The organism is Pseudomonas sp. 300, from assembly GCF_055803035.1.
Window position 1 is genome coordinate 1,267,330 of record NZ_JAVLRV010000002.1, and the last position, 25,875, is coordinate 1,293,204.

General features: G+C 61.5%; 26 protein-coding genes. 8 read left to right on the plus strand and 18 right to left on the minus strand.

The window, feature by feature from the left end; all coding sequences use genetic code 11:
- The first annotated feature begins 26 nt into the window (after positions 1-26).
- Entirely contained in the window at positions 27-686 is a 660-nt protein-coding gene (locus Q7W83_RS12430; RefSeq protein ID WP_150636127.1) for a methyltransferase family protein, read from the plus strand.
- Positions 687-714: 28 nt separating this feature from the next.
- Here Q7W83_RS12430 and Q7W83_RS12435 read toward each other — a convergent pair whose 3' ends face one another.
- The 5 genes from Q7W83_RS12435 to Q7W83_RS12455 all read right to left on the minus strand — a co-directional run bounded on the left by Q7W83_RS12435 (position 715) and on the right by Q7W83_RS12455 (position 3,765).
- A complete protein-coding gene (locus Q7W83_RS12435) occupies positions 715-1,383 on the minus strand; it encodes an HAD-IA family hydrolase (protein WP_150634373.1) in 669 nt (222 codons plus the stop codon).
- An 89-nt stretch (positions 1,384-1,472) separates the two neighbouring features.
- Complete coding sequence (locus Q7W83_RS12440; RefSeq protein WP_150634372.1) at positions 1,473-1,880, minus strand: response regulator; 408 nt, start codon at positions 1,878-1,880, stop codon at positions 1,473-1,475.
- Positions 1,881-2,035: 155 nt separating this feature from the next.
- Positions 2,036-2,317, minus strand: a complete 282-nt coding sequence (locus Q7W83_RS12445; protein WP_150653232.1) for a pentapeptide MXKDX repeat protein — start codon at positions 2,315-2,317, stop codon at positions 2,036-2,038.
- A 63-nt stretch (positions 2,318-2,380) separates the two neighbouring features.
- Positions 2,381-3,160 carry a molybdopterin-dependent oxidoreductase gene (locus tag Q7W83_RS12450; protein WP_150634370.1) on the minus strand — a complete coding sequence of 260 codons (780 nt, stop codon included), beginning with the start codon at positions 3,158-3,160 and terminating at the stop codon, positions 2,381-2,383.
- Positions 3,157-3,765: a cytochrome b/b6 domain-containing protein gene (locus Q7W83_RS12455; RefSeq protein WP_150636121.1), complete on the minus strand. Its 609-nt coding sequence runs from the start codon at positions 3,763-3,765 to the stop codon at positions 3,157-3,159. The genes Q7W83_RS12450 and Q7W83_RS12455 overlap by 4 nt, the downstream gene beginning before the upstream one ends.
- A gap of 172 nt (positions 3,766-3,937) precedes the next feature.
- Here Q7W83_RS12455 and Q7W83_RS12460 point away from each other — a divergent pair, with 172 nt between their 5' ends.
- On the plus strand, positions 3,938-4,873 hold the full coding sequence (locus Q7W83_RS12460) for a class I SAM-dependent methyltransferase (protein WP_150634368.1): 936 nt from the start codon (positions 3,938-3,940) through the stop codon (positions 4,871-4,873).
- A gap of 158 nt (positions 4,874-5,031) precedes the next feature.
- On the opposite strand, the gene Q7W83_RS12465 is transcribed toward Q7W83_RS12460, so the two are convergent.
- Complete coding sequence (locus tag Q7W83_RS12465; RefSeq protein WP_150634367.1) at positions 5,032-5,805, minus strand: helix-turn-helix transcriptional regulator; 774 nt, start codon at positions 5,803-5,805, stop codon at positions 5,032-5,034.
- Positions 5,806-5,916: 111 nt separating this feature from the next.
- Between Q7W83_RS12465 and Q7W83_RS12470 the strand changes: the two genes are divergently transcribed.
- A complete protein-coding gene (locus Q7W83_RS12470) occupies positions 5,917-7,020 on the plus strand; it encodes a polyamine ABC transporter substrate-binding protein (protein ID WP_150634366.1) in 1,104 nt (367 codons plus the stop codon).
- A gap of 161 nt (positions 7,021-7,181) precedes the next feature.
- Positions 7,182-8,300, plus strand: coding sequence for a DmpA family aminopeptidase (locus Q7W83_RS12475; RefSeq protein WP_150636119.1), 1,119 nt, complete (start codon positions 7,182-7,184; stop codon positions 8,298-8,300).
- 227 nt (positions 8,301-8,527) lie between these two features.
- Here Q7W83_RS12475 and Q7W83_RS12480 read toward each other — a convergent pair whose 3' ends face one another.
- From Q7W83_RS12480 to Q7W83_RS12525, 10 genes are all read right to left on the minus strand, one after another.
- Positions 8,528-9,220 (minus strand): GNAT family N-acetyltransferase, encoded by a 693-nt coding sequence (locus tag Q7W83_RS12480; RefSeq protein WP_150634364.1) that lies wholly within the window; start codon positions 9,218-9,220, stop codon positions 8,528-8,530.
- Positions 9,221-9,467: 247 nt separating this feature from the next.
- Positions 9,468-11,954: a TonB-dependent siderophore receptor gene (locus Q7W83_RS12485; RefSeq protein WP_150653229.1), complete on the minus strand. Its 2,487-nt coding sequence runs from the start codon at positions 11,952-11,954 to the stop codon at positions 9,468-9,470.
- Between the two features lie 114 nt (positions 11,955-12,068).
- Complete coding sequence (locus tag Q7W83_RS12490) at positions 12,069-13,022, minus strand: FecR domain-containing protein (protein WP_150634362.1); 954 nt, start codon at positions 13,020-13,022, stop codon at positions 12,069-12,071.
- Positions 13,023-13,028: 6 nt separating this feature from the next.
- A complete protein-coding gene (locus Q7W83_RS12495) occupies positions 13,029-13,538 on the minus strand; it encodes a sigma-70 family RNA polymerase sigma factor (RefSeq protein WP_150636115.1) in 510 nt (169 codons plus the stop codon).
- Between the two features lie 160 nt (positions 13,539-13,698).
- A complete protein-coding gene (locus Q7W83_RS12500; protein WP_473656142.1) occupies positions 13,699-16,197 on the minus strand; it encodes a TonB-dependent siderophore receptor in 2,499 nt (832 codons plus the stop codon).
- A gap of 225 nt (positions 16,198-16,422) precedes the next feature.
- On the minus strand, positions 16,423-17,382 hold the full coding sequence (locus Q7W83_RS12505; protein ID WP_150634359.1) for a FecR family protein: 960 nt from the start codon (positions 17,380-17,382) through the stop codon (positions 16,423-16,425).
- On the minus strand, positions 17,379-17,924 hold the full coding sequence (locus Q7W83_RS12510; RefSeq protein WP_150634358.1) for a sigma-70 family RNA polymerase sigma factor: 546 nt from the start codon (positions 17,922-17,924) through the stop codon (positions 17,379-17,381). The genes Q7W83_RS12505 and Q7W83_RS12510 overlap by 4 nt, the downstream gene beginning before the upstream one ends.
- Positions 17,925-18,044: 120 nt before the next feature.
- Positions 18,045-18,614, minus strand: coding sequence for a YceI family protein (locus Q7W83_RS12515; protein WP_150634357.1), 570 nt, complete (start codon positions 18,612-18,614; stop codon positions 18,045-18,047).
- Between the two features lie 269 nt (positions 18,615-18,883).
- Positions 18,884-19,336: an Ohr family peroxiredoxin gene (locus Q7W83_RS12520; protein WP_150634356.1), complete on the minus strand. Its 453-nt coding sequence runs from the start codon at positions 19,334-19,336 to the stop codon at positions 18,884-18,886.
- A 68-nt stretch (positions 19,337-19,404) separates the two neighbouring features.
- Positions 19,405-19,845, minus strand: a complete 441-nt coding sequence (locus Q7W83_RS12525; protein ID WP_150634355.1) for an Ohr family peroxiredoxin — start codon at positions 19,843-19,845, stop codon at positions 19,405-19,407.
- 295 nt (positions 19,846-20,140) lie between these two features.
- On the opposite strand from Q7W83_RS12525, the gene Q7W83_RS12530 reads away from it, so the two are divergent.
- Genes Q7W83_RS12530 through phnE form a run of 4 tightly spaced genes read left to right on the plus strand, consistent with a single transcriptional unit; the run spans position 20,141 to position 23,371 of the window.
- Positions 20,141-20,992: a putative selenate ABC transporter substrate-binding protein gene (locus Q7W83_RS12530; RefSeq protein WP_150634354.1), complete on the plus strand. Its 852-nt coding sequence runs from the start codon at positions 20,141-20,143 to the stop codon at positions 20,990-20,992.
- Positions 20,989-21,786 (plus strand): phosphonate ABC transporter ATP-binding protein, encoded by a 798-nt coding sequence (locus tag Q7W83_RS12535; RefSeq protein WP_150634353.1) that lies wholly within the window; start codon positions 20,989-20,991, stop codon positions 21,784-21,786. The genes Q7W83_RS12530 and Q7W83_RS12535 overlap by 4 nt, the downstream gene beginning before the upstream one ends.
- The gene (locus Q7W83_RS12540) at positions 21,780-22,607 is read left to right on the plus strand and encodes a PhnE/PtxC family ABC transporter permease (RefSeq protein WP_150634352.1); all 828 of its coding nucleotides are present in this window, start codon (positions 21,780-21,782) and stop codon (positions 22,605-22,607) included. The genes Q7W83_RS12535 and Q7W83_RS12540 overlap by 7 nt, the downstream gene beginning before the upstream one ends.
- Positions 22,604-23,371, plus strand: a complete 768-nt coding sequence (gene phnE, locus Q7W83_RS12545; RefSeq protein ID WP_150639367.1) for a phosphonate ABC transporter, permease protein PhnE — start codon at positions 22,604-22,606, stop codon at positions 23,369-23,371. Before Q7W83_RS12540 ends, phnE begins: the two co-directional genes overlap by 4 nt.
- Before the next feature lie 108 nt (positions 23,372-23,479).
- Here the strand turns inward: phnE and Q7W83_RS12550 are convergent, their stop codons facing one another.
- The gene (locus Q7W83_RS12550) at positions 23,480-24,454 is read right to left on the minus strand and encodes an alpha/beta fold hydrolase (protein ID WP_473656143.1); all 975 of its coding nucleotides are present in this window, start codon (positions 24,452-24,454) and stop codon (positions 23,480-23,482) included.
- 150 nt (positions 24,455-24,604) lie between these two features.
- A partial coding sequence (locus Q7W83_RS12555) for an MATE family efflux transporter (protein ID WP_473656144.1) occupies positions 24,605-25,875 on the minus strand: 1,271 nt, incomplete at its 5' end.

Below are 25,875 nucleotides of genomic sequence, written 5' to 3' on the forward strand. Positions count from 1 at the left end.
ATGTGGACTGAGTACCTGGGGTGTTTATGAAAATCTCGGCCAGACTGGCGTTTTTCGCCATTGTCGGCACCCTCGCCTACCTCGGGCTCGCCGTGTGGGGGTTAGGCGGGTGGGCGGCGTTTTTCTCTCATGGGGCGCTGGTGGTCGTTGTGTTGGCGACGCTGCTGATGACGGTCGCCGCGCTGTTCACCGAGGTCAACCTCAGCTCCGGCGAACGTGAAGACCGGGCCAATCGCTGGGTGCTGCCGGCCTTCGGGGTGATCGGGATAGTGAGCGGTTTTCTACCCGCCTACACCGACCGGATCGACTTCTGGACCTTCGGTGGCGAAGGCGTGCGTTGGTTCGGGGCATGGGTGTTCATCGTCGGCGGTGCGTTGCGCCTGTGGCCGGTGTTTGTGCTGGGCAAGCGCTTCAGCGGACTGGTGGCGATCCAGCCGGGGCATAGCCTCGTGACGGAGGGGATTTATCGCCGTTTGCGCAACCCCAGCTATTTGGGGATGTTGGTCATTGCCGTGGGTTGGGCGCTGGTGTTTCGTTCTGGCGTTGGCCTGTTGCTGGCAGCGCTGACGGTGATCCCGCTGATCGCCCGCATCCACGCTGAAGAAGCGCTGTTGCGGGCGCAGTTCGGCAGTGAATATGAGGCCTATTGCAGCCGTAGCTGGCGGTTGATTCCCGGTGTTTATTAACGCCTCGGCTCCTTGGTGGATGGTGTTGTTACGAAGCAAGCAGGCGAAGCTGGCCGTCGGGGTCAACCTGCACGGTGACCGAGTCATAATCGGCCATCGTCGCATGCGGCGTTTCGATCGGATGATCGTGAGTCGAGGTAATGATCAAAAGGTCTGCGCCCGCGGCTTGTGCGGCGAGAATGCCGACGGTGGCGTCTTCGAAGATCAGGCAATCGGTCACTTCAGCACCTAACCGCAGGGCCGCCAATCGATACCCCGCAGGATCCGGCTTGCCGGCGCTGACGTCTTCCGCTGTGACCATCACCGCAGGCTCGGGAATCCCCGCCGCCGCCATCCGTCGCAGCGCCAGCGCCTTGGGCGCAGAAGTCACGATGGCCCACTGACTGGCAGGCAACGATTTCAAGAACGCCGCCGCACTGGCCACCTCGACAATCCCCTCGACGTCCTCGATTTCCGCCTCGGTAATCCACGCGGCTTCAGCCTCTGCATCAACACCCGGCAATGCCTGGCGGTTGACGGTGTCGATGGCTCGGGCGCCGTGAATGGTCGGCAGAAAAGATTCGACATCCACGCCGTGGCGCAAGGCCCAGCGAGTCCAGATGCGCTCGGCGGCGGCGATGGAATTGAGGACAGTACCGTCCATATCAAACAGGAAGGCGCGATAAGGCGTGTTGAAAACCGAGGGTTGAGCTGACAAGGATGAGCGTCCTTTTACAAGAGCCGGGCGGGTTTTGCCGAGCAATGTAGCATTTGCGAGTGAACGAAGCCCAAGCGTTGCGTGTCGTTTCAGCCAACCCTCTTTGACTTCAATGCACCTTCCACGCAATCGAGTAACTGCCCCAGCGCCCAAGGTTTCTTGATGAACGAAACCTCATGCCTCACCCCGGACGTTTCCGGCGTTTCGAAACCGGACATGATCATGATCGGTTTGTCCGGCCAGCGGTCGCCGAACTGATTGGCCAAATCGGCACCGTTAAGTTTGCCGGGCATGGTGATGTCCGTCAGCAGCAACGCGACGTTGTCCGCGTGCAGCTCCAGATAACCGGCTGCAGCGTCCGCGCTAATCTGCGGTTCGACTACGAAACCTTCCTCCTGGAGGATCTCGCAAAGAAACTCCAGGATCAGTGGGTCGTCTTCAACCACAAGAATCAACCCGCCAGGAAGGTGCTCGCCCGCCGTCGATACTGGACACATGAGTTTGCCACTCCCTGATTGCCTAATGATTTCGCGGGCTCAACTCCGCGGCTTACAGGTATGAGCAGCGGGCTCGGCGGAAATTCATTTTTGATACAACCAGATTGATGAAGTCAGCGGTACTCACCCATGTTCCATGAGCGACGGCGTTCGAGTTACTGCGCCATGTTGTCCTTTTTCATGGGGTCCTTGGACATCGCGTCTTTTTTCATGGCGTCTTTGCTCATGGAGTCCTTCGACATGGCGTCTTTCTTCATTGAATCCTTGCTCATGGAATCCTTGGACATCGTGTCCTTTTTCATGGCGTCTTTGGACATCGAGTCCTTGCTCATGCTGTCCTTGCTCATGCCATCACTGGTTGTGGTATCGGCGGCAAACACGCTGACGGCGCCTACGGCGAGGCACATGGACAATACGACGGTGGTCAACTTTTTCATGATGAAACTCCTTGAAGCACAGGTGCGAATGAACGCAGCGTGAGCTGCGTGGTGACGTTGCCGTCAGCTGCCACCGAACCAGTTGTAGCCCTGGTCTTCCCAGTAGCCGCCGCTGTAGGTGTTGCTGACGAAAATAGCCTGAATGTGTTTGGGGTTCTTGTAGCCGAGCTTGGTGGGCATGCGCAGCTTCATCGGAAAGCCGTATTCGCGCGGCAGCACCGCGCCGTCATAGGTCAGCGCCAGCAAGGTCTGCGAGTGCAGTGCGGTGGCCATGTCGATGCTGGTGTAATAATCGTCGGCGCATTTGAAGCCGACATACTTGGCATCGGTGTCGGCGCCGACTCGTTTCAGAAAGTCGCTGAAGCGCACGCCCCCCCAACGCCCGATCGCGCTCCAGCCTTCGACGCAGATGTGCCGGGTGATCTGTTCGTTCTGCGCCATGGCGCGCAGTTCTTCGAGACGCCAGCTGCGCTTGTCGGCGACCAGTCCGGTGACTTCCAGTCGATAGCTTTGCTCCTCGACGGTCGGCGCCTCGTCGATGCCGTAGAAGGCATTGAACGGAAACGGCCGGGTGATCATCGACGCCGGATAGGTCGGCGCCAACACATTGGGATTGAACAACCAGCCCTGTACCCGATCGTTGAACCGCGACATGGAGGACAACGCGGTCTCGACGCTGTCGTTATCGGTAATGTTGCAGCCCGACAACATGGCCACGCCACCGAGGGTCAGCCCACGCATCAGGAACGAGCGACGCGAGCGGTCTTCGATCTGCGGCGCAATGATGTTCCGGGCGTCTTTGAGGATGGATGACTCGTCCAGACCTTCAATGGGCTTTTTCATACGGGCTCCTTGCGACCGATAATCATGGCCAGCAGCGTTTTGGGAACGAGCGCGACCATCACCAGATGCACCGCAACAAATGCCACCAACAGCGCCATCGCGATGAAATGCACATGACGCGCCGCGTCGTAGCCCCCCAGTAACTCGCGCAACAACGGAAACTGGACGGACTTCCACAACACCAGCCCGGAGACCACCAGCAGCGTGATATCAAGCATCACAAACAGGTACGCCAGCCGTTGCACCTGGTTGTAATGACTCAGGTCGGCATGCCCCAGCCGTCCGCGCAATGCGGCCCACACGTCCTGCAGAACACCTTTGGGCGACACCGGGAAAAAGCGGCGTGAAAGACGACCGCTGGCGAGGTTGATGATCAGGTAGACAAGGCCGTTGATGGCAAGGAACCACATCGCCGCGAAATGCCATTGCAGCGCCCCGCCGAGCCAGCCTCCCAGCGTGATGCTCTTGGGAAAACTGAAGTCGTAAAGCGGCGATGCGTTGTAGATGCGCCAACCGCTGGTGACCATGACCAGCACCGCCAGGGCATTGAGCCAATGGGTCAGGCGCAGCCAGCGCGGATGGGATGAAGCAGGTATCGGCGACATGATCGGCTCCCGGCGGTTGTTGTTATTCGTTGGAGCCGAGTATGGGAGCCGACAGATCGCCAAATCCTCACGTAAAGTTAAATAAAACGTGATAACTCGCGACGCCCGGCTGCGGTCCTTGAGTGGCAATTGTGGTTAAAATGCCGCCCCCTCCAATGACCGACACCACCCGATGAATTCAGAAGCGCTCACCACCCTCCACGACCATCTGCTGACCGCCCTCGCCGCGGCTCCCGCAGAAACCCGCCGACTGTTTCACGGTCGAGGTCGCTGCTGGCCGGGGCTGGAGCAATTGACCGTCGACTGGCTGCAGGGCGTGGTGCTGGTGTCGCTGTTCAAGGAGCCCGAATCGGCGCAGCTGGAAGATTTGAAACAGCGGCTGCTGCAGATCTCCCGGTCGCCCGCATGGGCGACATCCGGCGCGCACACGCTGGCGTTGCAACATCGTTACCTGCTGCAAAGCACCACCGAATGGCTGGTCGGGGAAGTCATCGATGACATGACCATCACCGAGGGCGGCCTGCGCTATCGTGTGGACCTGGGCCGCAAGCAGAACACCGGGCTGTTCCTCGACATGCGCTACGGCCGCGATTGGGTGCGCGCCAATGCCGAGGGCAAGCGCGTGTTGAATCTGTTTGCCTACACCTGCGGTTTTTCCGTGGCGGCCATCGAGGGCGGCGCCGAACACGTGGTCAACCTGGACATGTCCAGCCCGGCCCTGAACCGTGGCCGCGATAATCACCGGCTCAACGGCCACGACATGAGCAAGGTGAGTTTTCTCGGCCACGACCTGTTCAAGTCCTGGGGCAAGGTGATCGGTAAAGGGCCTTATGATCTGGTGATCATCGATCCGCCGTCCTTCCAGAAAGGCAGTTTTCTGCTGACCAAGGATTACCAGCGCGTGCTGCGTCGGTTACCGGAATTGCTCACGCCACAGGGCACGGTGCTGGCCTGCATGAACGACCCGGCGTTCGGTGCGGATTTCCTGATTGATGGCGTCATGCGCGAAGCGCCGAGCCTGCGGTTCGAGCAACGGTTGGAGAACCCGCCGGAGTTTCCGGATGCGGATGTCGAATGCGGGTTGAAGGCGTTGGTGTTCCGGCAGTAATACCGAGCGCGATTACTGTGGGAGCGGGCTTGCCCGCGATAGCGTCTGCACATTCAACCTTCATGTCGGCTGGTACGCCGGCATCGCGGGCACGCCCGCTCCCACAGGGTTTTCGCTGAACTGACAATCGCCAATCGCCAATCGCCAATCGCCAAGGTTCAGCGCGGCTGCAACACCAACGCAAACAACTCCCCATGCCCATTCACATTGAGCTTGTGATAGACATTGCGCCGGTGCACCTTCACCGTTTCCGGCGAAATCCCCAATTGCTGGGCAATCGCCTTGCTTGAAAAGCCCTGAAGAATCAGACGCGCCGTCTCGATTTCGCGCACCGTCAGGCGTGCGTCAAAGCGATCCAGCAGGGTCGCCAGATCCCCGGCCAGCGCCTCGACCGCCGGGCCCTCCGCTGGCATCAATTGCAGGTGACGGCGCATCGCCGCCAACACCCAGTCGCGCACACAGAGCAGACGGCCCTGCTCTTGCAGACTGAAACGCGTGGAACGACCGAGTGACAACCCGAGCACGGCATCGTCGGCGTTGATCATGAACTGCAACTCGTCACCGCCCACCACCGAGCGGAAGTAGCTCAGGTAGTACTCGCTCTGCTGAAACTGGTCTGGCGCCACCGATTCAAGGCTGTGCAAACCATCGGCAATGCCTGCACACGCAGCCTGATAAAACGGATCGAGCAGGTACATGCCAGCGCTGTAACCGGCCAGTTCTTCACGCTCATCGGCGCTGCCCTTGGCGTCGAAATCGATCAGCAGGCGCGGCACGCGCCCCGGCCGCATCACCGCGACCAATGCGTTGTCCAGCGGCACCAGCAACCGCAGCGTGTCGACCAGCGCGCGCCAGAAACCGTCCTGGCCCAGTGCGCCAAACACCCGCGCCAGGCCCTGGTGCATCGGCAACTCTTTCAGCAACGCGTCCACGCTCTACCCCTTTCGAGTAACCCATGATGGGAATGGGTGAGTCCCCGGCCTGCCGATACGCTGCAAGCACCTGTTCATCACCGGCCTGCAGCAGGCCAGGAGTGCCGCATCATGAGTCGTCGCCATCAACAGATCAATCTCGGGCTGAGCGCGTGTTTATGCGTCTCGCTGTCGGCGGTAGCGGCCGAGGGCCCGACGGTTCATGTCTACAACTGGTACGACTACATCGGCCCCAACACCCTGCATGACTTCAAGCGCGACACCGGGATCGAGCCGGTTTACGACACCTTCGACAGCGCCGAAGTGCTGGAAGGCAAACTGCTGACCAGTCGCAGCGGCTACGACGTGGTGGTGGCCAGCAACTTCAGCCTGCCGACGCTGATCAAGGCCGGCGCCCTGGCGCCGCTGCCACACGCGCAGATGCCTGACTTCAAAAACATGGATGCGGACCTGCTGGCAAAACTGGCCAACAACGATCCGGGCAATCAGTACGCCGTGCCATACCTGTGGGGCACCAACGGCATCGGGTACAACGTCGATAAAGTGCGCGCCGCGCTGGGCGACAAGGCGCCGGTGGACTCCTGGGACCTGGTGTTCAACGAAGCCAACCTGGCCAAGCTCGGCCAGTGCGGCGTGGCCATGCTCGACTCGCCGTCCGAGATGCTGCCGGTTGCCCTGCACTACCTCGGCCTGCCGCCCAACAGCACCAACCCCGAGGACTACAAGAAGGCCGAAGCGCTGCTGCTCAAACTGCGTCCGCACATTGCCTACTTCAACTCTTCGAAATTTATCAGCGACCTGGCCAACGGCAACATCTGCGTCGCGGTGGGTTGGTCCGGTGCGATGCTGGAAGCCAAGACCAACGCCGAGCAGGCCAACAACGGCGTGAAGATCGCCTACAGCCTGCCGAAAGAAGGCGCGCCGGTGTGGTTCGACACCCTCGTGTTGCTCAAGGACGCGCCGCACCCGCAGCAGGGCCTGGCCTTCATCGACTACCTGATGCGCCCTGAAGTGATTGCCCCGGTCAGTGATCACTTGTCCTACCCCAACGGCAACCGCAGCGCCACACCGCTGGTGGCCGAAGCGACTCGCAACAACCCGGCGGTGTACCCGTCCGCCGAAGCCTTGGCCACGTTATTCACCCTCCAGCCGCTGCCGCCGGCTACCGAGCGCGTGCGTACGCGGATCTGGAGCAAAGTCAAAAACGGGCAGTAATTGTGCCGTAAACCTGTGGGAGCGGGCTTGCCCGCGATGGCGGTGTGTCAGATGACATCAATGTTGGATGTGACGACCTCATCGCGGGCAAGCCCGCTCCCACAGGGTCCGCGTCAGATCCAACCACTTTTTTCTGCCACGAATTGAAGATGAGAGAAACAATGAAACCACGTGCCCGCGACCTGAACCTCCAGTTCGGCCAACTGCAGCCCGGCCCGCTCAATGCCATCACCGATGTGCCCGGCGTCCGGGTCGGCCACAGCAATGTGCGAGGTCGCACCGCCAACGGTCGCGACATTCTGACCGGCGTCACTGTGATCGAACCGCGTGTCGGTTCCACCAGCCAGCAACCGTGTTTTGCCGGCGTCCATGTGCTCAACGGCAATGGCGACGCCACAGGTCTGGAATGGATCCGCGAGGCCGGCCTGCTCACCAGCCCGATCGCCTTCACCAACACCCACAGCCTGGGCGTGGTGCGTGATGCGTTGATTGTGCTGGACCGCGAACAGCAACCGGATGACGGGCGACTTTACTGGAACATGCCGGTGGTGCTGGAAACCTTCGATGGCTTGCTCAACGACATCAACGGCTTTCACGTCAAACTCGAACACGTGGCCGAAGCCTTGCGCACGGCGACAAACGGGCCGGTGAAAGAAGGTGCGGTGGGTGGCGGCAGCGGCATGATCTGTCACGAATTCAAGGGGGGCATCGGCACGGCTTCGCGACGTTTGAATTCAGCTCAGGGGGGCTGGACGGTCGGCGCCATCGTCCAGGCCAACCATGGCATCCGCAACGAATTGCGCGTCGACGGTTACCCGGTCGGGCGCTACATGGAAAAGGCCGACTCGCCCTTCCTCAAGGCATCGCTGCCGCATCCGGGCATGGGCTCGATTGTGGTGTGCCTGGCCACCGATGCGCCGTTGCTGCCGCATCAATGTACCCGCCTCGCCCAGCGCGCCAGCCTCGGTCTGGCGCGGACCGGTGGCGGTAACGAAGACCACAGCGGCGATATCTTCATTGCCTTTGCGACCGGCAATGATGTGCCTCCCGCAGCCTATGAGAGCAAGAAGGCGCCGACCTGCGACCACTTGCGCATGGTCAACAACGACCACATCAGCGAGTTGTTCCTGGCCGCCACCGAAGCCGTTGAAGAAGCGATCATCAATGCGCTGCTGGCCAGCGACACCGCCGAAGGCAATGGCCATGCGGTGCCGGGACTGGACGCTGAAACATTGCTCAACGCATTGCGGCGGGCGGGCTGGCCGGGCGAACAGGCTTGACGGGATCAGGATGTCCGCCGGAAGACGCGCGCAGACTGACAGTGAAAGACGTCTGTCTGGATTTTTACGCCTGATCAGTTAATTGATGCATGGCTCACGGCCCTATCGCCGGCAAGCCGACTCCTACTGGATTGCGGTGTTCCCGAATTCATCGAACACCTCAAACTGTAGGAGAACGCTGACCGAGCTCACTCCCACAGTTGATTGAATGGTCGGATGTGGCGCGGTCAGCGTGCCCCATCGCCCCACCGCTCGCGAACAAACTCACTGGCCTTGTGCGTCAATTGATCCAGATGCCGGTCACGCTGTTTTTCCGCATCGAGCATCGCCCGCTTGCCATGTTTTTGCAGCAGGTACGTATGAATCTGCCGCACCTCCAGCGAGCTGTAGATCGACGCCACGTCGAGCAGCCCCATCAAGCCGTCAGAGCGATGGTCACGGGTGTTCATCAACACCTGCGTACCGCGCGCACCCAGCACCTGAAAGCCCATCGACTCGAACCAAGGCACCTTGGCCACCGCGCAAGTCAGCTCGGCATGCGGATAGCGGCCGACCATTTCCCGCAGCATCCGCCGCGCCACGCCCTGACGCCGATGACCGGACTGCACCGCCATGTACGCGACGCCGCACGCCTCGGGATCGTCCTTGATCGGCAGGTACAGCAAGAAGCCGATGACCTGCTCCGGATCGTCCACATCGGTCGCGACCAGCAACTCCACCGACACCCCTTTCGCCCCGTTCAGCGCCTCCAGATAGAGGTGAACCTCATAGCCGATCGCGTACTGATACACGTTGTACAACAGGTTGCTCGGCGGGATGGCGACCATGCTGATGTCGGTCAGGTTGTCGACCACCATCTGCAAAATCTGGCTGGTGAGGTGCTCGGGGCACGGGGTTTTGAAGTGGGTGATCTGGGGCATCGTGGCTCTGCTCTGACTCTGGCGGCGGACGCGCCTATCATAACGCGCCGACGCGACCGGGGTGGCGTGTCAGTTGGCAGCCACGCCGGATGTTCCGGCCCTATCGCCAGCAAGCCGGCTACTGCAAGGGAGCTTTGCCGTATGGAGATCCACTGTAAGAGCTGGCCTGCCAGCGATGGCGGCCGGGAGACGGGTGCAAAATTTGAGCGCGCCATCGCCAGCAAGCTGGCTCCTACAGAATGAGGGATTACCAGTCGTAAGACATTTCCACCGACGCCACGCGCTCCTGGCCGTAGTAGCAACCGAACGAGTAGTTGCAGTCCGAGACGTACTCGCGGTCGAAGACGTTTTGTACATTCAGGCGGGTCTGTAAACCGCGCAGGCTCGGGTCCAGTTTGCCCAGGTCGTAACGGATCGTGGTGTCGTAGACGACATACGACGGCACCTCGAACGAGTGCGACGAATCACCCGGCTTGCGTCCCGTGTACCGCGCACCCGCGCCGAAGGTCAGGCCGTTGAGTGCCGCTTGGGTGAAGTGATAATCCGCCCACAACGAGGCTGATACTGGCGCCTGTGCTTCGTTGCGGTTGCCCTCATCGCCATAGGTGCTCTTGGTGTAGAACGAGTCGATGTAGGTCGCCGCCGCCAGCACGTCGATGTTGTCGAGGCTGGATTTGACTTCCAGTTCGACGCCGCGTGAACGCACTTCGCCGTCCTGGGATTGATACTGTGGGTAGTCGTCGTCGCCGGTCAGTACGTTTTTCTGTTTGACCTGAAAGACCGATGCGGTGATCAGCGTCTTGTCGAACGGCTGGTACTTCACACCCACTTCGTATTGCTCGCCCTCGGTCGGCGCGAAAGCTTTGCCGCCGCGCTCCGGTGCCTCGGTACCAATGGTCGGCAGGAAGGATTCGGAATAGCTGATGTAAGGCGCCAGCCCGAACTCGGTGACGTAGGTCAGGCCCACGCGCCCGGTGAATTTATGGTCGCGCTGTGAAGCGACCGTGCGGGCGAGGATGTCCTTGTTATCGATTTCCGCCCAGTCTTCACGACCACCGATGGTCAGGATCCACTGATCCAGTTTGATCTGGTCCTGCACGTACACGCCCGTCTGGCGCAGGGTGTTGTCCCACTTCGTATCCAGCACCGGGACCGCGCTGCTGGTGTCGAAGTTGTTCTTGCCGTAGAGGTTGACCGGCGTCACGTTGTAAGCGTTGAGGCCGTCGTACTTGCGGTTGAAATGGCGGTAGTCCACACCCGCCAGCGTGGTGTGTTCGAGGGCGCCGGTGTTGAATTTATATTCCAGGTTGTTATCGAGGGTGTAGGCGATGTTGTGCTGGCGCCAGTCGACCTTGGTGCGACTGACGCGGGTGTAATCGGTGTCACCCGCCGCGTCGGTGGCGAAGGCGCGCAGGTACAGGCCCTTGTAGCGGTCGCGCACGTCGGTGTAACGCGCGGTCGAGCGGTATTTCAGGTCGTCGGTGAGGTTGTGGCTGAAGTCGTAGCCGAAGACGTACTGATCACGTTTGTAGTCGTTGAAACGCGTGTCGCCGGAGAAAAAATCCCGGTCGATTTTCTGCCCGGTAGGGCCGCGATCAAGCGAACCGATCCTTGGCAGCGACTGATAATCTTCGAGCCCGTCATCGCGCTGGATCTGCGCCAGCAAGGTCAGCGACGTGTCGTCGTTCGGCGTCCAGGTCAGGCTCGGCGCCAGCAGCATGCGTTCGCTGTGAGTGTGCTCGACCTGTTCGTTGCCTTTGTTCGCGACACCGATGAGGCGATAGGTGAATGCCTTTTGATCGTCGATCGGGCCGCTGGTATCAAAGGCGCCGTTGACCCGGTTGTAGCTGCCCGCGCCGAGTTTGACCTGGCTGCGCTGTTCGCTGGTCGGGCGCTTGGAGACCAGGTTGATCAGGCCGCCCGGCTGGTTCTGCCCGTACAGCACCGAGGACGGGCCTTTGAGCACTTCGATGCGTTCCAGGGTATATGGGTCGATTTGCGGTGCACCGCCGAGGCTGCCGGCGTAAGGAATGTACGCACCGTCGAGGTACAACGGGGTCGGTGCGAAGCCACGGCTGGTGATCTCGTCGGCAATCGAGTTGCGGTCGGTGAAGCCTCCGGTGTTCAGGCCCGGCGTGTAGCGCAGCGCCTGGGTCAGGTTGCGCGCGCCCTGGGTTTCGACCTGAGCGGCGGTGACCACGTTGATCGCCTGGGGAATTTCCAGGATCGGTGTGTCGGTCTTGGTGCCGGTGGCGCTGCGGGTGGCGACGTAACCCTCTACCGGGCCATAGGCCGACTCGACAACCTGGGCAGAAATGCTCGTCGCCCCCAGTTGCAACGCCGCGCCCTCCACCACCGGCAACAGTGAATAACTGCCATTGTCATGACGCACCGCCTGCAATTTGCTGCCGGCGAGCAGTTGGCGCAAACCGGCATCGACCGTGTATCGACCGCGCAGCCCTGCGGTTTTCTGACCACCGGCAGAGGCTGGCTCGAACGAAACCGTCACGCCTGCCGTGGAGGCGAATTGGGTCAATGCTGACGACAGCGAACCTGCCGGGATGTCAAATTGCGTTTCGACGTCGGCTTGTGCCCAAGCGGGTTGCGCCACCACCGCGAAACCGACAGGAACCGTCAGCGCCATGCCGAGCAATGCGGCATGTACGGCGCGGTTCAAGGGTTTGGCGGACAGTTTCAAAGCAGAAAAACGGATAGAGGGATTGCGAGGGGTCATGCAGTTTCCTTTCGCCCGATGGCAGTGATTGGCGGCGACTATTGCGCCTCTACCTACAAAGTCGAACGAGAATCAGAATCAACAACCCCTCATTGAAAATTCTTTTCGGATACGTCATCCAACCGCTTCCACACTCGCCCAATAGCGACTGAAGCGACGGATGCGCACGGGCAATGTCGAGGTCAGGTTGTCCAGAATGGTGTCGGTGCTGCCGAGGTGGAACGCACCGGAAATACGCAACGCCGCCACTGCGCGATCACACCCCAGGTGGCCCGGACGGTAGCGCTGCAACTCAAGGATGAAATCGCCCAGACGCCAGTCATTGACCACCAGCATGTCGCGGGTCCAGGCATCGGCCTGAGGGTTGGCGGATTGCACGGAGGCCACGCTGTCGTGCGCAAAACTCATTTGCTGGCCGGCGTCCACTCGCACTGGCGGGCCAGTCAGGCTGGCCGTGCGCACCTCGACGGCATGCTCCTGCACACAGACCTGCGTGCGCCCCGCTTCGCAGCGCACGATAAACCGTGTGCCCAACGCGCGGATGCTGCCTTCGGCCGTGTGCACGATGAAGGGCCGCGCCAGATCGTCACGCGCCGTTTCAATCAGAATTTCCCCGTTGAGCAAACGCACTTCTCGCAAGGTGTCGCTGTAGCGGATGTCCACCGCGGTGGCGGTGTTGAGTTGCAGTTGACTGCCGTCATCCAGACGCAGGCGGCGACGCTCGCCCGTGCCGGTGCGCTGGTCGGCCATCAACGTCGGCAGTGGCGTGGTGTTCCAGGCCAGCGTGCCCGCGCCGCCCGCCGCCAGCAGGATCGACAGGACCTTGAGCACGTCACGCCGTTTGGCACGGGCGCTGGTCAACGTCGGGCGGGCGATGCCTGGGGCGACTTGCCCGAGTTTGTCCTGCAAGCGTGCGAGACGTTCCCACGCCTGCGCATGGCGCGGATCACGCTCCAGCCAACGCCGATGGGCTTCACGGGTGGCGTCATCGGGCACCTCACCGCGCAAGTCGACGTACCAGCGCGCGGCAGCTTCGAGGGTTGCATGATCCAGCGATTGGGCACGCATGGCGCTTCAGTCCTCGACCAGCAGCAGGCAATGCGTCAGGGCCCGCACGGCATGCTTCTTCACCGTGGTCACCGAGACGCCCAGACGCCGGCCAATCTCCACGTAACTCAAACCATCGAGCTGCGCCATGAGGAAAATTTCCCGGGTCCGGCCGCCGAGGCCATCGAGCAAGCGGTCGATTTCCATCAGGGTTTCGATAATCAACGAACGGGTTTCGGGGGAAATCTCCACCGGTTCCGGGCTGAGCGCGAGGGTTTCCAGATAGGCCTGCTCCAGCGCCCGACGCCGGAACATGTCGATCATCAAGCTGCGTGCCACCGTACTCAGGTAGGCACGCGGCTCACGCAACTGCGGTGCCTTGCGCTGGGTCAGCACGCGAAGGAAGGTGTCCTGCGCCAGGTCCGCCGCGTTGTCGACGCAACCGAGCCGCTTGCGCAGCCAGCCGCAGAGCCATGAATGATGGTCCTCGTAAAGCGTATGCACGGCGTGTTGCAGCGAGAGATCGACGGAGGACATGGAAAAGGCCCGGAGGAGGATTTTTTGATAATGAATCTCATTTTCTTCCATGGCACTGCATGTTTGCAAGACCGATCCTGCAACGCCTTCGGCGATGGCGTCGGTACGCCCCGAATCCGTATGGATGACGGGGCATGGATCGGCGGGATCTGTCAGCGTTTCACCACTGGTACGTCGCGCTCGCCTGCACCGTACGCTGTGCGCCATACCAGCACCACGAGTAGGAATAGCAGGACGCGACGTACTCTTTGTTGGCCAGGTTGCTGGCGTTCACCGCCAGGCGCAGGTTGTCCTTGAGGCTGTTGATGTGCGGGATGTCGTAGTGCACCGCCGCATCCAGCAACGTGTAGCCCGGGACTTTCAACGTATTGGCGGTGTCACCCCAGGAAGAGCCGACGTAACGCGCCCCGCCGCCGACGCCGAAGCCTTTGGCGACGCCGTCGTGGAAGGTGTAATCCGCCCAGACCGACGCGGTGTGACGCGGCACGCCATAGTTGGTGGTGCCTTTGGCGGACACGGCCGGGCCGACGGCGATATCGGTCAGCGGCGCGTAGTTGACGGTGCTGTTGGATTTAGTGATGCGGTTGTCCAGATAAGCGTACGCGGCGGTGATGTCCAGGTTGTCGTTGAGGCTGGCCTTGCCTTCGAGTTCGAAGCCACGGGAGCGCACTTCACCGCTCTGTTCCTGGCAACGCCCGGTACCGCACAGGTGCGTCGGGTCCGGATCAAGCGTCGGCACGTTGCTTTGGCGCAGGTCGAAGACCGACGCAGTGATAAAGCTGTTGCTGCCCGGTGGCTGGTACTTGATCCCGACCTCGTATTGCTGGCCCTCAGTCGGTTTGAACACCGAGCCGCCGTAGCCGGTGCCCGACTGCGGTTCGAAGGATTCGGCGTAGCTGATGTACGGAGACAGGCCGTTATCGAACAGATAGACCAGACCCACCCGGCCGGTGAACGCCTCGCTGTCCAGAGAGGTTTTGGTCTTGACGTTGTTGCGCAAGTTCATCGAGCTGTTGTGGTTGGTCGCCCAGTCGTAGCGGCCGCCCATCAGCAACACCCACTTGTCCCATTTGATCTGGTCTTGCAGGTACAGGCCTTTCTGCTGGTTACGCTGCGTCGCGTCACTAGTGAACGCCGGCGTGACGACCGGAACGCCATAGACCGGGTCAAAGATATCCAGCGTCGGCCCCGTGCCGAAACCGGATTTGGTATCGGTGCTGGTGTTCTGATAATCGCCACCAAACAGCACGGTGTGTTGCAGGGGGCCGGTGTCGAATTTGGCCTGCGCCTGGTTGTCGAGGGTGTAAGAATCCAGGTCGACGTCTGTAGCAATGGTCGACCGGTTGGCGGTGCGGTAATCGGCGCGCAGGTTGCTGTTGTAGAGGCTGCGATAAACGCCTTCGCTGCGCAGGTAACGCGCGTTCTGACGCACGGTCCAGACATCGTTGATGTGGTGTTCGAACAGATAACCGAGGGAGAAATATTCGCGGTCACTCTTCTCGAAATCCTTGTCGCCGTCATAGAAATCGACGTCGATGTCACGCCCGGTCGGGCTGTGCAACACCGAGCCCCACGCCGGTGTCGAGCCGTACGACGCCGCCTTCGGGTCTTTCTGGAAATGCCCCAGCAGCGTCAGCGACGTGTCGTCGCTCGGGCGCCAGGTGAACGCGGATGACATGGACTGACGCTGGGTTTCGGTGTGTTCGATTTGACCATCGGCCTCGTCGTACAGACCGGCCAGGCGATAGGAGTAAACGCCTTGATCGTCGAGCGGGCCGCTCAAATCGAAGGTCGTGCGTTTCTTGTCGAAGGTGCCGTACTCGACGCCGATTTCATGGAACGGCGTATCCAGCGGCCGCTTGCTGACCATGTTCACCACCCCGCTAGGGCTGGCCTGCCCGTACAGCACCGACGACGGCCCGCGCAAAACGTCCACGCGTTCCAGGTCAAACGAGTCTTTTTGCGGCGAGGCATCGCGACTGCCCGGCATGCGCAAGCCATCCAGATACACCGCCGGAGAAAATCCACGGATGGTCATCTGATCCAGTCGCGAGGCCGTAGAGCCACGGGTTTCGGGAATCACGCCAGCGGTGTAGCGCAAAATCTGATTGAGGTTTTCCGCGCCTTGGGCACGCATTTGATCCTTGGTGACCACGGAAATCGACTGCGGCGTTTCGTTCAGCGCCGTATCGGTCTTGGTCGCCGACAGCGCACGCGTCGCGACATAACCCGCCACCGGGCCGGTCGGACTTTCGCTCGCATAGGCACCGTTGATGTTGGTGGCTTGCAACTCCAGAGAACCTTCGACCGCCTCGGGCGCAGGCTCGATACGATAGCGCGTGGCCGACAGCGCGATGGCGCTGAGGCCGCTGCCCTGAAGTAATTGCGTGATGGCATCGCCGGTGCTGAAGGGTCCGTTCAGGCCGTTGCTGCGTTTGCCCCGCGTCAACGCAGGATCGAAGGCCAACACCAACCCCGCCTGCTCGGCCAGGCTGTTCAGCGCCTGGCTCAAATCCCCGGCGGGAATTGAAAAACTGCGCACAGCACTACTGGCGTGTGCACCAGAGACCGACGATTCGGCAGCCAACAGCGGCGCCGCGACAAAAGCCATCGCCACTGAAAGCGCCAGTGGGTGCAACGGACGAGCAAAGCGTGACATGGGAAATCCTGCGAAATGGAAGGCGTTACTAACCATGACGGCCATGTCGGAAAAACAGACAACGAATGCGATCGATTTGCATTAATATTTTTTGGGCCTGGGGGTGAAACGATGTTGCTGCCTTCACGCACCACCTTGCTGCAGCCGGCTTGCCAGCGATGGCGGCGCGTCAAACACACCGCGTCGCCTGGATCGCCGGCAAGCCGGCGCCTGCAGGTTGGGGTTTCAGAGGGGTTTGATCACCACCAGTAGATCGGTGAAGTGCTCGACCTGAATCGGCAGGTTGTCCGCCAATGTCGCCAGCGCAGCATCGGTGTCGTCGAGGCGGAACACGCCGGAGACGCGCAGCCCTTGCAACGCCTGCTCGTCGTATCGCACCAAGCCGCGTCGATAACCGGCAAGGGCCTGAAGCACTTCGCTCAACGGGCGGTCATCGACTTTGAGCAGGCCTCGAGTCCAGGCATCCGGATGGGCGTTGCCGAGGGGTTGCGGTGCTTGCACCCGGCCCTCTTTGAGGGTGGTTTGCTCGCCCGCCGCAACGTTAACTGCCTCGGCGCCGTTGGCTTTGGCGGCAACGACGGACTCCAGCACGCTGACCACGGTCGAACCATCGGCTGCGCGCTTCACCAGATAGCGCGTACCGAGCGCCGTCGCGGTGCCCTGATCAGTGCGCACCACAAACGGACGTCGGGCGTCCTTGGCCACCTCGACCCACATCTCCCCTTCCAACAACTCGATGACGCGCTGCTTGCCGTCGAACTTCACGTCCAGCGCCGAATGACTGTTGAGTTGAATATGGCTGCCGTCCGAAAGCGCCACCTCACGCCGCTCGCCCACGCCAGTGCGCTGATCGGCGAGCCATATCGGCATATTGTCCAGGCCGATCCAGCCACAGACCAACACACCCAGCAGCGCAATCGCCTGGGCGCCACGACCCGACACTCTCGGGCCCGGCCGCGCAAAGGCCTGCTTGAGGGCAACGCGTGCAGGCGCGGCGGGCAGCTCGTCAAAACCGCCCCACAACGCCTGCATGCGCTCCAGCGCGAGCGCATGGCGCGGATCGGCTTTGCACCAGGTGTCGAAAGCCGCGCGGTCGGCTTCCGTGGCCAGGTCGTCGTGCAACAACGTCAGCCAGTAAGCCGCCTCGAGGATCATCTGTTCTGAGGGTGGATGAGTGCTCGTCACGACGGCTGTTCCGCACCGTACAAGGTGTTGTAGCAATGGACGAGCGCACCGGCGACGTAATTCTTGACCGTGCTGGCCGACACCTTCAGCTCAATCGCGATCTCGCTGTAGGTGAGGCCGTCGAGCCGGCTGAGCAGGAACGCCTCACGGTTCTTTTCCGGCAACCCGGCGAGCATCACGGCAATTTTTTCCAGTGCCTCAAGCGCCACATGGACCGCTTCGGGGTCGGGCATGCCGGCGTCATGCGCCTGGATCGCCAGCGCCTCGAGGTACGCCTGCTCGATCCGTCGGCGTCGGGCGCCATCGATCAACAAGCGTCCGGCCATGGTCGCCAGAAACGCCCGCGGCTCTTTGATGGTGTGAGGCTCGGCGAGGGTGAGCACGCGAATGAACGCGTCATGGGCCAGATCGGCCGCACGGTGCGAGCAGCCGAGTTTTTTCCGTAGCCAGCCATGCAACCAGGAATGGTGATCGCTATAGAGGTCGGTGAATGTCCGCTGACGACGGGAAAAGTCGTCATCCGCTACGGAAAAATCGCGCATACGCAAAAATTTCTCAAATAAGAAAGATTACCAGTCGCGCAAACGATGACAGCAAAACCATGGCAGGGCAAGCGACGAAAAGACGCGGTGAAGCACAACGCTGCACAGCACGCTAAACGGCTATTGCGCAGGCGCAACCATCCGGAACCTGATGTTGATATCGTCGGAAACCACCGTGTCCGCCCACTCGCCGGCACCGATTTTGAAGTCGCTGCGTTTGAGCGTCAATTGACCATCGAAAATCCCGATGCCGCTCTCGGACTTCAGCAGGACCGGCACTTCCACAGCGCGTGTAATGGTCTTGAGCGTGAGATTGCCGGTGATCGCATATCGGTCGTTCCCCAGGGCTTTCACACCGGTCGACTCAAAGGTCCCCTGCGGATAAGTGGCCGAGTCGAACCACGCGGGCTTTTTCAGCTCTTCATTGGCGTCGTTGCTTCCGGCATCGATGCTGTCGAGTTCAATGGTAAGCCCGGCGCGGGCCGCCGAGGGGTTCGCCGTGTCGAAATCCAGCGTGCCTTCAAACTTGCCGAACGTGCCGTAAACCCGTGAACTGAACTGGTTGTAGGTGAAAGAAAGCGTGCTGGCGGACGCATTCACCTGCTTGTATTCAACGGCATCGGCGCACGACAACACGCCGAACGAGAGCGCGACAAACACGGCAGCAGAACGCGTAAAACGAAGGGTCATGGGATGCTCCGGCGGGACGCCCGATTGCAGTGAGGGTGCTGCACACGGTGGCCAGCCACAGGTGGACTAAAGCAAAAAATCGCCGTTTATGCCATGTCCGCACTGTCGGCGCCGACCACCTGACGCCGGGCGCGAATCCGATCGTGGGCGCGACACGTTTTGAGCAGTGGCTGAAGAGCACGTCGTCGCCCTATTGACGCTTATCGATATCGACCGGGACGGCGGCCGGTTCGACTCGCCGGGCGAAATCGAACCGGTCGTGCGCGGCCTCACTCGGTGATGACGTTCAGCGCCACGTCGATGTTGCCACGGGTGGCTTTGGAGTATGGGCAGATCTCATGGGCGCCATGCGCCAGTTTCGTGGCGATCTCGTTCGACAGGCCCGGTACGCGCAGGGTCAACCGACCCTGGATGAAGTACGCCTGACCGGTCTGGCCCAAATCAACTTCGATGTCCACCGCCGTGTCGGCCGGCAGTGTCACGTCCAGCTCCTTGGCCACCAGGCCGACGGCGGCGCTATAGCAGGCTGACCAGGCGCCGGCGAACAATTGCTCGGCGGTCGGGTGCGGCAGAATGTTCGAAAACTGGTGCGCTGGTTTTGCGCTGCCGGGCGAGGACAGCACGATGTCGAGGTTGCCGTTATGGCCACGCGACGTGTTACCGGCTGCGCTGGGGGTGGTGTGGGTTTTGCCGGTGGCCAGGACTTTTTCGATCTTGCTCATGATGAAAGCTCTCAATAGGGAATTTGTTTTCGCGTGCGCTTTTATCGCACGCGATTTTTATACAAAAATTAAACCGTGATGACGTTCAGTGCCACATCAATATTGCCGCGAGTTGCTTTCGAGTACGGGCAGATCTGATCAGCGGTGTGCGCCAGCGTGGTGGCGACGTCGTGCGGCAGGCCAGGTACGCGCAGAGTCAAACGCGCCTGAAGGAAGTAGGCCGGACCGGTTTGCCCCAGGTCGACTTCGATGTCGACGGAAAAGTCCGCTGGCAGCACCACGTTCAGATCATTGGCCACCAGACCGACAGCAGCGGTGTAGCAAGCCGACCATGCACCGGCGAACAGTTGCTCGGCAGCCGGGTGCGGCTGGGTGGCGGCGAACACATGAGCAGGCTTGGCACTGCCGGGTGTCGACAGGGTGATGTCGAGGTTGCCGTTGTGGCCGCCAGCAGCGCTGGCGGTGGTGTGGGTTTTGCCGGTGGCCAGGACTTTTTCGATCTTGCTCATGGGTGAATCCTCTGCGGTGCAATGGGTTTGATTTCTTGTCGCGTTCGATTATATCGTGTGCGATGGATCAATATTCTCGCAGACACTCGTGGGTGTCAATAGGTGGTAACGCACCTCGTCGACGAACGGTATTTGCTGCATCGGCTTCCCCCCCGCCGACATCCACGTCACACTTGCACCCAGGCCAAATACAATCTGCCTCGCTACGCTTCGTCTAACTTCACAAAACGCCTTGCCGTCACCTGCGTGTGCCCGGCGGCTCTATAGTGTCCCGTAAATGCACCGGAGAATTTTCATGCTCAAGCGTACCCTGGCATTGACTGCCGGCTTGGCCCTGTCTTTTTGCACCCTGTTGTCGCAAGCCGCCGACACCCTGAAGGTCAGCGCGATTCCCGATGAAGCCCCCACTGAACTGTTGCGCAAATTCAAGCCGCTGGGCGCCTATCTGGAACAGCAACTGGGCATGAAGGTCGAGTTCGTACCCGTCAGCGATTACCCGGCCGTGGTCGAGGCGCTGGCCACCGACCGGATCGACATGGCCTGGCTGGGCGGCTTCACGTTCGTGCAGGCGCGCCTGAAAACCGGCAACGCGATTCCGCTGGTACAGCGCGAACAGGATGCCCAGTTCACCAGCAAATTCATCACCGCCGACCCCGCCGTCAAATCCCTCGCCGACCTCAAGGGCAAGACCTTTGCCTTCGGCTCGGTCTCCTCGACATCGGGCAGTCTCATGCCGCGTTACTTCATGCTGAAGGATGGCATCAAGCCGGAAGCCTACTTCAGCCGCGTCGGCTACTCCGGCGCCCATGACGCCACGGTCGCCTGGGTCCAGGCCGGCAAGGTGGACGCCGGAGTGCTGAACGCCAGCGTGTGGGAAAAACTGGTCGCGGCCGGCAAGGTCGATACCAACAAGGTCAAAGTGTTTGCGACCACCCCCGCCTACTTCGACTACAACTGGACCGTGCGCGGGACCCTCGACCCGGCGCTGGCGGCCAAGATCAAAGCCGCGTTCCTCGCACTTGATCCGGCGAATCCCAAGGACAAAGAGATTCTGGATTTGCAGGCCGCCAGCCGATTCATCGAAACCAGCCCGGACAACTACAAGGGTATCGAGGAAGCCGCCCGCGCTGCCGAACTGCTCAAATGACGTTGCATCTGACCCAGGTCAGCCTTACTCACGCCAACGGCGTTCAGGCGCTGCGTGGCGTAGACCTGCACATCCAGGCCCGCGAACAGGTCGCCATTATCGGCCCGTCCGGGGCGGGCAAGTCGAGTCTGCTCAACGTGCTCGCCACCGCCCTGCGACCGGGCGACGGCGAGCTGCAAGTGCTCGGCGAACGCGCCTGGCAGCTGTCGGCCGGTCAGCGTCAACGCCTGCGCGCACGCATCGGTTTGATCCATCAATCGCCGCCGTTGCCACCGCGCCAGCGTGTGGTCACGGCGGTTCTGGCCGGCAAACTGGGTCAATGGGGATTGGGCAAGAGCCTGCTGAATTTGCTGTATCCGCAGGATATTCCGGGGGCACGCGCGGCCCTGGCCAGGCTGGACCTGAGCGACAAGCTGTTTTCGCAATGCCAGCAGTTGTCCGGGGGACAGTTGCAGCGCGTGGGCATTGCCCGGGTGTTGTACCAGGCGCCCGAGGTGTTGCTGGCCGATGAGCCGGTCTCGGCCATGGACCCGGTGCTGGCCGAGCACACCCTGTCGGTGCTGTGCAGCCATGCCCGAGAGCACAGCGTTACGCTGGTCGCCAGCTTGCACGCGGTGGAGCTGGCCCTGGTGCATTTTTCACGGATCATCGGCCTGCGTGACGGGCAGATTATGTTCGACCTGCCGGCCAGCGCCGTCGACCGCGAGCGGCTCGACTCGCTCTACGCCAACGAGCAGTTGGAACGCTCGCCGGTGCCTCCCGCTCACTTGAGTGTGCAGATTCCCCGATGCTGACATCCGCCACCCGCGATCCGGCCGCCCTGCCGCGCCTGTTGCTCAGCCTGTTGGCCATCGCCCTGCTGTGGCCGGGCATCCACTACAGCGAGCTGGACCTCAGTGTGCTGATCGCGAGTGACAGCCAGAACGAAATGGGCCGATTCGTGTCCGCCTTCTGGCCCCCGGCCCATGATGAGCCGTTCATCGAGCTGTTGCTGCAAGCCACCCTGCAAACCCTGGCCATCGCCACGGCGGGCATGGCCCTGGCGTTGCTGTTGGCGATTCCCGCCAGCCTGTTGGCCAGCCGAGCACTGTCGTTGTCGGCGGCGTCGCGTGCGGGTCGCCCGAGCTATTGGGGCCAACTGCTGCGCTGGCCGGTGCGCGGGCTGCTGATTTTCCTGCGCAGCGTGCCGGAAATCGTCTGGGCGTTGCTGTTCGTGCGGGCCGTCGGCCTTGGTCCGACCGCCGGGGTGCTGGCGATCGCGATTACCTACAGCGGCATGCTGGGCAAGGTCTACGCGGAGATTTTCGAATCGGTTGATCAACGCCCGGCCCATGCGCTGCTGCAATCCGGCGGTGGTCGGCTGGCGGCCTTTTGCTACGGGATCCTGCCCAATGTCGCGGCGGAACTGCTGTCGTACACGGTGTATCGCTGGGAATGTGCGGTCCGCGCCTCGGTGGTGATGGGCTTCGTCGGCGCTGGCGGCCTGGGTCAGCAAATCGACCTGTCATTGCGCATGTTCGCCGGCGGTGAAGTGGCCAGTCTGCTGCTGACGTTCCTGGTTCTGGTGCTGCTCGCCGATCAACTCAGCCGCCTGCTGCGCTGGAGGCTGGCATGAATCGCCTGTTCAACCTGGCCCTGCTGCTCGGCATTGGCGGCGCGGTCATCGCCTCGTTCATCTACCTTGGCATCGATCTCGGCGAACTCGGCAGCACCGGCAACCTGAACCAGATGGGCGCTTATGCGCAGCGCTTTCTCAGCCCGGACCTGAGCCCCAATCATCTGCAAGCCATCGCCCATGGCGCCCTGGAAACCATCGCCATGTCCGCCCTTGGCACCCTGCTCGCGGCGGTGCTGGGTTTGCTCTTGGCATTGCCTGCGGCCGGGCGTTTCGGCTGGCCGTTACAGAGTGCATCACGGCTGGCACTCAACGCTTTGCGCGCGGTGCCGGAACTGGTGTGGGCCGCGCTGATGGTGCTTGCCGCCGGTCTAGGTCCCAATGCCGGCACGCTGGCGCTGGCCCTGCACACCACCGGCGTGCTCGGCCGGCTGTTCGCCGAAGCGCTGGAAAACACCCCGTCCGAACCGGCCGACGCCATCCGTTTGCAGGGCGGCAACGCCGTGTGGGCTTTCTGTTACGGCACCCTGCCCAACCTGTTGCCACAGCTGCTGGCCTACATCCTGTACCGTTGGGAAAACAACATCCGCATGGCCAGTGTGCTCGGCTTTGTCGGGGCCGGCGGCCTGGGACAAATGCTCTATGTCAGCCTCAGCCTGTTTCAGGAAGCGCAAGCCAGCACGGTGATTCTGGCGATGCTGATCCTGGTGTTCGCCGTCGATACCTTGAGCAGCTGGAGTCGGCAGCGCTGGGTCCAGGCGTGAGTGCCCAAAGTGATGCGTATTGACGTTGTCACTCATGACCGGAGCGCTGCCCGGGATCGCTCGCCTCTCTCTGCGAGGTCCGCAGGGAAAAATCCAAGTACCTTCGCTCTACATGCCTGTTGTCTTCACGTGCTTGCCGAGGAAATCCCCCACCAGACGCGCAATTTCATCAGGCTTCTCATCCAGCGCAAAATGCCCCGCCTCCAGCACATGAATCTCGGCGTTGGGCAAATCCCGGCGATAAGCCTCCGCTTCTGCAACCTCGAATGACGGATCGAACTGGCCCCATACCACCAGCGTCGGCGGTTGATGCTCGCGCAGCCACGCTTGCCACTTCGGATAGCTGGCGACGTTGCTGCGGTAGTCATAGAACAGGTCACTCTGGATATCGGCCTGCCCTGGCTGATTGAGGAAATTGAATTCGTCGGTCCACAGGTCCGGGTTGAACACCTCGACCTGCGGGTTGGCGCCGACATGCCGTTGCCGGGTCGTCGCCAACGAGAAAAAGCTCGCTCTCAACCCCGCCTCGTTGGCGGCCCGGTTGGCCCAGAATTCACGACGCTTTTGCCACAGCGGCCCCAGGCCCGCTTCATGGGACACCGCATTCTGAACAATCAGCGCCTGCACGCGTTCAGGGTGGGCGAGCATCATTCGCATACCGACGGGGCCGCCGTAATCCTGCACATACAGCGCGTAACTTTTCAGGCCGAGGGCTTCGGTGAAATGCTCCATCACGTTGGCCAGATGATCGAACGTGTAGGCAAATGCCTTGGCATCCGGCGCATCGCTATGGCCGAACCCCGGGTAGTCCGGCGCCACCAGATGATAGTGCTGTGCCAACCGCGCCAGCAGCGGGTCGTACATGCGTGAAGAACTGGGAAAACCGTGCAGCAGCAACAAGGTGGGTGCATCCGCACGACCGGCTTCACGATAGAAAATGCTCAGGCCATCAACCTTGACACTGCGGTAGGCCACCGCCAACTGATCTGAGGAATGACCCACCGGTTCGGCGGCGTGGGAAGTGTTGACAAGCGACAGGCCCAACGTGCAACCCAGGGCCAGGGCGGACAGCAACTTATTCATCGGGGGCTCCGACTGAGGAGTGGACAGGAGGTATGGGCAAACACTGCCACCTCGATGTATCCCCCACGTATCGGATTTGTAATGGCCTGTATCTCTCGCGGCCGATCTTACTTAGCGATACCTCTTCATGCGCAGCCGTACGGAAAAGCGCTACACCAACCGCTCAATTTTCTGATGCTGCCACACCAATTTGTAATACAACGTCTGCAACACCAGCATCCCCAGATACGCCACCGGAAACGCCATCCACACACCCTGCAACCCGAACTGCCCGTCCAGCACATACGCCACCGGCAACTGCACCCCGAGCACGCACACAATCGAAATCGCCATCGGCACCAGCACCGTGCCGCTGGCGCGCATGATCCCGCCGATAATCGCCTGGAAGCCGAACACCAACAGGCTCCAGAGCATGATGTGCAGCAAGTGCTCGGCCATCGCCTGCGTGGCATCCTCGGTGAGGAACAACCCCAGCAACCAGTGCGACAACAAATAGCCCAACAGCACCAAGCCACCGGTGAGGCACACATTGATCAACAACCCGGTGCGCAGAATCGGCCCGATGCGCTCGATACGCCCTGCCCCGATCGCCTGAGCGCCAAGAATCGACGCCGTGATCGCAATCGACAACGCCGGAAACTGCACGTAATTGACGATCTGCGTCACCGCCCCATATGCCGCCGTCGCCTGCGAACCGTGCTGATTCACCAACGCCAGAATCACCAGCTCCGACACCGACAACACCACCATCTGCAACCCGGTCGGCAAGCCGATGCGCAACACCTTGCCGAGAATCACCCGATCCAGGCGCATCGCTGCAAACATCTCGCGATCCGGCGCCAACGGATGCCCCTTGCTGATCAACCGCCACGCCAGCCACGCCATCGCCGACAGGTTACCCACCAACCCCGCATACGCCGCACTCTGAATCCCCAACATCGGCAACCCGAACCAACCGCGAATCAACGCCGGCGTCAGCGCCAAACCGATGCAAGTAGAAACCACCAACGCAATCAGCGGCGACACCGTATCGCTCACCCCGCGCAGCAACTGGGTGAAGAGGACGTAGACCAGCAGCGACGGCATGATCCACATCATCACGTGGGCGTAGGAGACGGCGTCGTCGAGTACGTCGGCCGGGGTTCCCAAGCCTTGCAAGGCGGGTCGTGCGAACACGCTGCCCAGCACCGCCGCCGTCAGGCCGATGATTGCGCCCAACAGCAACGTTGTGCCGGCGATGGTTTTCACCAGATGCGGTTCACGCGCGCCCCACGCTTGGCCAATGAGCACGCCCGCCCCCGCGCCGAGGCCGATGACCAGGGCGATGAAGAAGAACACGATGGGGAACATGCCCGAGACGGCGGCCAGGGCTTGGGTGCCGAGCATTTGACCGATGTAGATGCTGTTGATAGTGCCCGACA

Bases quoted from the DNA above. Each gene is read 5' to 3' on its own strand.
- Q7W83_RS12445 (WP_150653232.1), bottom strand. From the start codon at position 2,317: ATGAAAAAGTTGACCACCGTCGTATTGTCCATGTGCCTCGCCGTAGGC.
- Q7W83_RS12450 (WP_150634370.1), bottom strand. From the start codon at position 3,160: ATGAAAAAGCCCATTGAAGGTCTGGACGAGTCATCCATCCTCAAAGAC.
- phnE (WP_150639367.1), top strand. From the start codon at position 22,604: ATGAATCGCCTGTTCAACCTGGCCCTGCTGCTCGGCATTGGCGGCGCG.
- Q7W83_RS12550 (WP_473656143.1), bottom strand. From the start codon at position 24,454: ATGAATAAGTTGCTGTCCGCCCTGGCCCTGGGTTGCACGTTGGGCCTG.
- Q7W83_RS12540 (WP_150634352.1), top strand. From the start codon at position 21,780: ATGCTGACATCCGCCACCCGCGATCCGGCCGCCCTGCCGCGCCTGTTG.
- Q7W83_RS12440 (WP_150634372.1), bottom strand. From the start codon at position 1,880: ATGTGTCCAGTATCGACGGCGGGCGAGCACCTTCCTGGCGGGTTGATT.
- Q7W83_RS12495 (WP_150636115.1), bottom strand. From the start codon at position 13,538: ATGTCCTCCGTCGATCTCTCGCTGCAACACGCCGTGCATACGCTTTAC.
- Q7W83_RS12490 (WP_150634362.1), bottom strand. From the start codon at position 13,022: ATGCGTGCCCAATCGCTGGATCATGCAACCCTCGAAGCTGCCGCGCGC.
- Q7W83_RS12475 (WP_150636119.1), top strand. From the start codon at position 7,182: ATGAAACCACGTGCCCGCGACCTGAACCTCCAGTTCGGCCAACTGCAG.
- Q7W83_RS12500 (WP_473656142.1), bottom strand. From the start codon at position 16,197: ATGTCACGCTTTGCTCGTCCGTTGCACCCACTGGCGCTTTCAGTGGCG.
- Q7W83_RS12535 (WP_150634353.1), top strand. From the start codon at position 20,989: ATGACGTTGCATCTGACCCAGGTCAGCCTTACTCACGCCAACGGCGTT.
- Q7W83_RS12485 (WP_150653229.1), bottom strand. From the start codon at position 11,954: ATGACCCCTCGCAATCCCTCTATCCGTTTTTCTGCTTTGAAACTGTCC.
- Q7W83_RS12430 (WP_150636127.1), top strand. From the start codon at position 27: ATGAAAATCTCGGCCAGACTGGCGTTTTTCGCCATTGTCGGCACCCTC.
- Q7W83_RS12480 (WP_150634364.1), bottom strand. From the start codon at position 9,220: ATGCCCCAGATCACCCACTTCAAAACCCCGTGCCCCGAGCACCTCACC.
- Q7W83_RS12470 (WP_150634366.1), top strand. From the start codon at position 5,917: ATGAGTCGTCGCCATCAACAGATCAATCTCGGGCTGAGCGCGTGTTTA.
- Q7W83_RS12460 (WP_150634368.1), top strand. From the start codon at position 3,938: ATGAATTCAGAAGCGCTCACCACCCTCCACGACCATCTGCTGACCGCC.
- Q7W83_RS12525 (WP_150634355.1), bottom strand. From the start codon at position 19,845: ATGAGCAAGATCGAAAAAGTCCTGGCCACCGGCAAAACCCACACCACC.
- Q7W83_RS12515 (WP_150634357.1), bottom strand. From the start codon at position 18,614: ATGACCCTTCGTTTTACGCGTTCTGCTGCCGTGTTTGTCGCGCTCTCG.
- Q7W83_RS12520 (WP_150634356.1), bottom strand. From the start codon at position 19,336: ATGAGCAAGATCGAAAAAGTCCTGGCCACCGGCAAAACCCACACCACC.
- Q7W83_RS12510 (WP_150634358.1), bottom strand. From the start codon at position 17,924: ATGCGCGATTTTTCCGTAGCGGATGACGACTTTTCCCGTCGTCAGCGG.
- Q7W83_RS12530 (WP_150634354.1), top strand. From the start codon at position 20,141: ATGCTCAAGCGTACCCTGGCATTGACTGCCGGCTTGGCCCTGTCTTTT.
- Q7W83_RS12455 (WP_150636121.1), bottom strand. From the start codon at position 3,765: ATGTCGCCGATACCTGCTTCATCCCATCCGCGCTGGCTGCGCCTGACC.